General features: G+C 65.0%; 6 protein-coding genes. 3 read left to right on the top strand and 3 right to left on the bottom strand.

The annotated features are described in order from the left end of the window. The 3 genes from DI272_RS38100 to DI272_RS38095 form a co-directional block, all read left to right on the top strand. On the top strand, positions 1–646 hold a 646-nt coding region (locus DI272_RS38100), incomplete at its 5' end, for a zinc-dependent metalloprotease family protein (protein WP_219933867.1). Between the two features lie 9 nt (positions 647–655). Continuing rightward, the gene (locus tag DI272_RS46315; RefSeq protein ID WP_375138090.1) at positions 656–1,111 is read left to right on the top strand and encodes a HEAT repeat domain-containing protein; all 456 of its coding nucleotides are present in this window, start codon (positions 656–658) and stop codon (positions 1,109–1,111) included. Positions 1,112–1,556: 445 nt separating this feature from the next. Further along, a complete protein-coding gene (locus tag DI272_RS38095; protein WP_146238421.1) occupies positions 1,557–2,096 on the top strand; it encodes a DUF6192 family protein in 540 nt (179 codons plus the stop codon). A gap of 92 nt (positions 2,097–2,188) precedes the next feature. Here the strand turns inward: DI272_RS38095 and DI272_RS38090 are convergent, their stop codons facing one another. The 3 genes from DI272_RS38090 to DI272_RS38080 form a co-directional block, all read right to left on the bottom strand. Then, complete coding sequence (locus DI272_RS38090) at positions 2,189–2,596, bottom strand: hypothetical protein (RefSeq protein WP_146238420.1); 408 nt, start codon at positions 2,594–2,596, stop codon at positions 2,189–2,191. 156 nt (positions 2,597–2,752) lie between these two features. Then, positions 2,753–5,113, bottom strand: coding sequence for a site-specific integrase (locus DI272_RS45755; protein ID WP_181387447.1), 2,361 nt, complete (start codon positions 5,111–5,113; stop codon positions 2,753–2,755). Positions 5,114–5,178: 65 nt separating this feature from the next. Continuing rightward, positions 5,179–6,360: a site-specific integrase gene (locus DI272_RS38080; protein WP_258314795.1), complete on the bottom strand. Its 1,182-nt coding sequence runs from the start codon at positions 6,358–6,360 to the stop codon at positions 5,179–5,181. Positions 6,361–6,438: the final 78 nt, after the last annotated feature.

The following is a 6,438-nucleotide window of genomic DNA, read 5'->3' as shown; positions in this document are numbered from 1 at the left end:
ATACACCGACGAGGGGATCGCCTGTCATGTGTTCTCGGCGGCCCGCCCCGGCACGACACCACTGTTGCGAGCATTCAATGCTGCAACCGGAGATCACTTCTACACGACGTCGATGGCTGAGCGAGACAATGCAGTCGGTAATCTCGGGCCGAATGTAACGCTGGCCGTGATGGTGCAGTCGATGCAAGAGGTGTACGACTCGATCGGAATCAAGGTAGAGGTCGGATCAAGTCAAAAATTGAGCCTTCCCGAACTCGTCGATATAGAAGTGGGGCAATGCACTCGCGGGAACACCACTACGGAACAGAACCAGTTGTTCGCTCAACGAGATAACGCTGCGGCCACGGATGTCGTTGTCTATTTCGTGCGTTCCACCGTTCCACCGTTCAACGGTTGTGCCGCACACCCGAACGGTCGCCCAGGCGCAGTCGTCGCACAGACTGCCACCCGGTGGACTCTCGCTCACGAAGTAGGACATGTTCTTGGACTGAATCATGTTCCTGGCGAGAGGTGCGAGAGGCCTGATTTCAGGCCCACGCGACTGATGACCGGTTGTGGTACCGGACGTATCACTGACCTGCCCCCCGACTTGATCGGTTCCGAAGGAAGCACCATGGACGGTAGCTCCCTCACAGTGGACATCTAGGAAGACGCCATGCCCGTGACCATTGAACAAGTGCTCCGCGCTCTACAGCCCGAGGAACCTGACTATGAACAGGCACGCCGCCTGGGCTCCGAAGCACTGCCCCACCTGTACGGGATTGTGGCGGCGGGCACGTCGCAGTTGGCCCCCAAGGCTACGTACCTCGCCAGTCTGATCGCTGCGGAAGGATCCGCCGCTGTTGTAAATCGAGCAGCCCAAAGCGCAGATCCTGCTCTGCGTGTGGCCGCTGCAGCGGCAGCGAGGAATCTCCCGGCTAGGGACTCAAACGACATTCTTGTCGGCCTTGTCGCCGATGAGGATATGGGGGTACGAAAGGTAGCCGTCACCTCCGCAGGCTCGGAGGCATCGGCCGAGCTCAAAGAAGGCGTAAGGCAGATAAGCCAGAGCGACGCCGCCCCCCGCATTCGCGAACTAGCTGCGGAAGTTCTTGACCGTATGGGTTCGTGATTGTAGCTACGAACCCAAGATGCCTCCGGAGGGCCAGGCCCGTCCGCGGAAGACCGATGGCCACGGGAGAGGCGTTTCGTGAGCGAGGCGACGATCGGGTATGGGTCCGGGAGGAGCCGGCTGAAGGTGCGGTGCCTTCGCCCACGTCGTACGAGCTGCTTACCGGTTGCTGTCTGGGCTCCTGAACCGCCGCAAACGCGATGATGACGGAGTCGTTCAGCAATACGTCGGACATGGGCGATGTTCGGGCAGTAACGGGATTGCTCGCATGCGAAACGAGGTATTTCCGGTCGCTTATGGCGACCTTGAGGCAGTCGGTGGAGCCTCGGGCATATGCGGGCCGGAGTGGTTGTGGCCGGTGAAGCATCGGCCCTTCCGGCCCCTGGGAGTGTGTCCCGTGGTCCAGACGGTCGGCAGTGTGCCGTGTGAGCGTTTCGATGATCTGGTGGACCGGTCGGTTGAGCTGGTCCGGGTGATGACGGGCTGCCAGTTCGCTCTGGGAGACGTCGCGTTGGAGATCGCTCCGTTGCGTACGCACGGCGGGAACATGGCGCTGGGCGAGGGCGAGGAGCTGGGGGTGGCTGACTCGTTACGCCTGTTCGCCGAGCAGATAGGGCTGTCCTTCCACACGATGCGCACGTATCGGTGGGTGGCCGCGCGGTGGCCGAAGGACCAGCGCCAGGAGGGCGTCTCCTTCGAGGTGCACCGGATTCTGGCGTCGACGCCGGACGCGTACGAGCTGATCCAGCACCCGCCGGCCAGTGAACGGACGGGCCGCCGCGCGTGGAGCGGGGACGCGGCGAAGCGGGCAGCGGGCTGGTCGACCGCGACACCCGTGACGGTGGAGGAGAAAGTCGAGGCCATCCGTGACCTCGCGCAGGACGAACAGGTCGCCGCCCAGGCCGCGTGCGATCTGCTGCACCGGCCGGAGGTGGCCTTCCGGGCCATGCGGGACCGTTATCCGGACTACGGCTTGGCGGTGTAAGTTCTGGAGGGCAGTTGCGTCGACTCAGGCTAGTTGTCGGGTTCATGTGAATATCGGGCAAAGCGGCAGATCCTCATTCGCTGTCCGGTTTCCTAGCGGAGTGCCGCAAGGGCGGTGTACGCGACCGCCGAGACGCCAACGATGGCTAGGGCGATCCGCTCCTGCCGCGGGCAATACGTCCATGAGCGACGCGTTCGCGGGTTGAACATGTCGTAGTGGCCTGCGAGTGCGAATGGATATCCCGCAAGCAAGAGGACTGACAGGCCAAACGCCCTAATTGGGACAGTTGCGCTGCCGATTTCAAGAACGGGTGCAATGAACACTCCGAGCATCGTCACGGCGATCGATAGCAAGTTGAGGATGTCTGCGGGAGGCAGCCACGTGATGTCGCCCTTGCCGCTGACATCGATCTCTCTATTGATCCGTAGAGCGAATCCGGTGACCTGGAAGCCGGAGACCACTCCGGCCGCGGTCCACAATGATCCAAGATCAGGATGCATCTCACACTCCCTCGCCTGCCGACGTGACGCGGGGAGTAAGCGTCGCAGCACAACGAGGCTGCGGAACAGACCGAGGGGCATTCCGGAAACGCGGAAACCAGCCATTATGCGGCATGACACCGTAAATGATCTCTGTGCTGGGGCCGGACAGCGACGTCACTGTGGCCTTGTGATCACCGGCATGTCGAGATCGGTGGGACCGCCCTTGCTGCTGTTGCGTGTCCGTTCCAGGCTGCGGTCGAGGGCAATAAGCTTCTCCTTGGCCTTGGTGAGGCTGACCTGGAGTCCTTGGACTTCGCCGAGCCAGCCATTCAACCGTGCTTCTGCGATGCGGTCAGAGAGGTTGCGGATGATCTCGATCAGCCGCGGCCGCTGTCTGGGGGAAACCCGCAGCATGGGGCATCTGAGGCAGGAATGTTCATGCTGGCAGGGGGTTCCGTAGGGGCGGGCGCAATCGCCCAGTTCGAGCTTGCGCGTGTGGAAGTGCTCCTGGAACTCGCGCCATTCGTCATCCGTGGGTTCGCGATACTCCTCGACGGGACGGACGGCGCGACGCTTGTCGAGGAAGGCCCGGTAGGAACGGATCAGGTCCTCTTGGAAGACGGCCACGTATGCCTCGGTGGTGGTCACAGAAGCGTGGCCGAGGAGGCGGGCGGCGATGTGGACGGGGAGTCCGCCGGCGACGGCCTCGGTCGCGAAGATTCTTCGGAAGTCGTGGGGCGTATAGCGCAACGGCCGGCCCGCCTGGTCGGTCAGTGAGGCGCGAGCCAGAGTGTCGTTGAGCAACTGGTAGACCATGTTGGTGGTGATGACATCGCGTCTCCAGCCGACGCGGCGCTGGAACAGGTGCGGAAGTACCGGACCTGTGACCAGCTCGTGGGGGTCATAGCGCGCGACGAAGGGAACGACGCCGTCGTTGTCGCCGCGGAGCCGGCTGATGACCGTGGCAAGGACGCTGGCCAGCTCGGGGCTGACCAGGAGGAGCCGTTCCTCGTTGCTCTTGGACGGGACGATCTGCAGCAGCGGGACGATCTCACCGGTGTCAGGGAGTTGATAGGAAACCAGCGCCAGGTGCGTGAGTTCCAGAAGCTCTTCGAGTCGGACTCCGGTGTGCCGGAGTGTCTCGATGACTGCCCAGGCCCAGAACGCCTCGTCCTCGCTGCGGGTGAGGTCGAGTTGCTCGCCAGCAGCAATGTCCTGCGCGAGCACGATGGTGGGCCGGTAGTGGAATCGCTTCCTGCTGTGGTCGTCCTTCCTGTCGATGCGCCGATAGTTGCGGCCGTCCAGGGTGAAGGTCTCGCCGATCGGGGTGGCTTCGGCCGCTTCCAGCAGGCGTTTCTGGTGGGCGTGGTGTTGTTCGGTGGTGTCGACGAGTTCAGGCAGACGGGGCAGGCGTTCACGGACCCGCTGGTACATCTTGGCGCGGGCCTTCTTCTTGACCTTGGTGAAGCCGCCAGTGTCGGAGCGGCGGACCGGGCTGGGGACCGCCCAGGCTGCCCAGCTCGGATCCTCAAGGGCCCATTCGGCGATGTCGAGGTAGAACGCCCGGACGGTGGTCAGCACGCTCGCCCACTGCTCGCGGGGGACTGGATCCTTGCCCGGGCGGTTGATCACCTTCACCCGCTGTTTCCATGCCTCGGCGATCTCCGGAGCCAGGTGGAGGCTGGAGATGCCCGGATGGTGCTTCTCGATGTCGGCCCAGAAGGCGCCCACCAGCTGGCTGGCCAGGCCGGACACCGAGCTGTAGTCGAGGCTGGGGCGGCGCTCGTCCAAGTAGCGTACGAACACGTCCCGGACGGGCCCGCTTTGGATGCCGTACCGGTCAACGAGTTGTGTTGTCGGCAGCTGCCCGCGCGCCAGTGTCCGGCGCAAGGACAGCTTCTCGTCTAGAACTCCGATGTCGCGCAGCAGGTCCCAGGCGGCGTGAAGCCCCATGGGCGCCTTGCCGAGGGTCTTCTTGTTCCACTCGTGATAAGCGATCAGGTCGTCTGCGGTGAGACCGGCGAGGTCGCGGCCGGTCCGGAAGGCGACCTTCACCAGGCTGTTCTCGGCCGTGCTCAGGTGACTGGGGATCGTTCCCCGGGCCATGCCGGCCTGCCGGAGCTTGCTGAACAGGTCGGCGCCGAACTCCTGCTTGGCGTGCCGGTAGAGCCCCGAGGTCCGGTAGCACTGCAGGAATTCGTAGCTCGGACGCACCACCCTGGCCAGGAGCAAACAGCCCAGCCCGTCCGTGGTCACTGACCGTCGGGATGCTTCGACGCATCCGTATCCGGCCGTGACGACGTCGATCCAGTCCAGGCCGCCGTCGGCGCCGGAGACGATCCACCGCTCCTCCCAGCCGTCCCCCCGGAAGGACAGTAGCCAGCCGAGGATCCGGGCGGTCCCGCGCGACCGCTCGGCCCGCTTGCTCCTGCTTCGCTTGCTCGTCGCCGACAGAAACGTCGAGAGTGACGGCAGCAGCTCCAGAACGCCCTCGACCGAGAGCTCGTCGAACGGGCCGCGATCGGCAGCGTGCATCGGCTGATGGTCGAGGGCGTCTCGGGCAGAGGGGACGGCATCGGCTGGTCTGCTGGTAGTCACAGTCATCGCGGGAGACCTCCGAATAGCACGTCCAGGTCAGTGGAGTGGTAGCCGACGGCGACCGGAGGCGGGGGTTGCTGGGCACGGAGCTCGCGTGCGGCCAGATGCTCGGCGACGCGGCGGATCACCCGGGCTTCGTCCTCGATGAGGTAGACGTCGGCGGTGGTGCTGAGGTGGGCATGACCGAGGATGATCTGTACGTCCCGGAGCGAGAGGCTTTCATCGCGGCTCATGCGCAGGGCTGCGGTGTGTCTCAGGTCGTGCATGGTGTAGTTCGTCCCGAGCAGCGCGTTCACCCGCCGGAACACAGCCCTCAAGGCGTCGTAGTTCATTGGCTGGTGCCGCAGGCCGTCGCCATGATCGCGGCGACGAAGCGTCCACCAGATCGGGTCGTTCGGGTCCAGCAGGCCGAGGTCGGCCAGGTAGAGCCGCAGCCAGATGAATGCCTCGGGATTCGCGGGCAGCCACTGCTCGGCGTCGCTGCCCTTCCGCCGGACCCGCACGAGCTGGTCGCCCCAGTCCAGGTCGACGCCGCGGAGTCCGAGGACCTCACTCGCACGGGCGGCGCAGCTGAGATCCAGCGCCAGGATCGCGCGGTCGCGGTTGGAGCGAAGGGCCCCGAACAGTTCCTTCCAGCGCTCGTCCGGAATCTCGCGGGGCCTGGATCTGGGCACCTTGGGGTTGTAGCGGATCCGGCCTTCGGCGCGGAACGGTTCGAGCGGGTTGTGGTGTGCGTGTGGGCGGCGCCCTTTGCGGTCGAGCGGCACGGGGTTGACCAGGGGGCCTTCGCCGACCTCGATCCAGAACTCATAGAAGCTGCGGACGACGGCGTTGTTGTGACGGATGGTCCGGGGTTCGTAGCCGTCGCCAAGGTTCCTCTTGCGAGTGATCGGGTTGACCTTGCCCGCCGTGTGGGCCCACGCACGCCGAGGAGAGTTCCGCGGCTTGTCCGCCCGGCCGAGCCACAGCACCAGGTCCCGGGCTTCCGCCGCGGTCGCTCGATCCCACTCGACATGGACGGCCTGCAGCCACCGCCACCATCTCAGCAGCCCGTACGCGTAGCTGCGTACCGAGCCAGGCCGGTTCCTCGCCGTGAAATCCCGGAGGTACCGCCGGATCGGCTCCACCGGCACCTCGTCCGGGCCGACCACCAGCCACGGCACTACACCCTCGGCGGGAATCACCCGCCCCCACTTCGGCAAGCGGATCGCGGTGATGTCCCGCTCGACCTCGCCAATCCTCGCCCCCATGCAGCCTCCTCA

Source organism: Streptomyces sp. Act143 (assembly GCF_003143935.1).
In the GTDB taxonomy this organism is placed as follows: domain Bacteria; phylum Actinomycetota; class Actinomycetes; order Streptomycetales; family Streptomycetaceae; genus Streptomyces.
The sequence above is the reverse complement of the archived record's forward strand: the minus strand, read 5'-3'. Positions and strand labels throughout refer to the sequence as shown.

Excerpts from the sequence above, each read along its gene's own strand:
- DI272_RS45755 (WP_181387447.1), bottom strand. The coding sequence starts at position 5,113 with ATGCACGCTGCCGATCGCGGCCCGTTCGACGAGCTCTCGGTCGAGGGC.
- DI272_RS38090 (WP_146238420.1), bottom strand. The coding sequence starts at position 2,596 with ATGCATCCTGATCTTGGATCATTGTGGACCGCGGCCGGAGTGGTCTCC.
- DI272_RS46315 (WP_375138090.1), top strand. The coding sequence starts at position 656 with ATGCCCGTGACCATTGAACAAGTGCTCCGCGCTCTACAGCCCGAGGAA.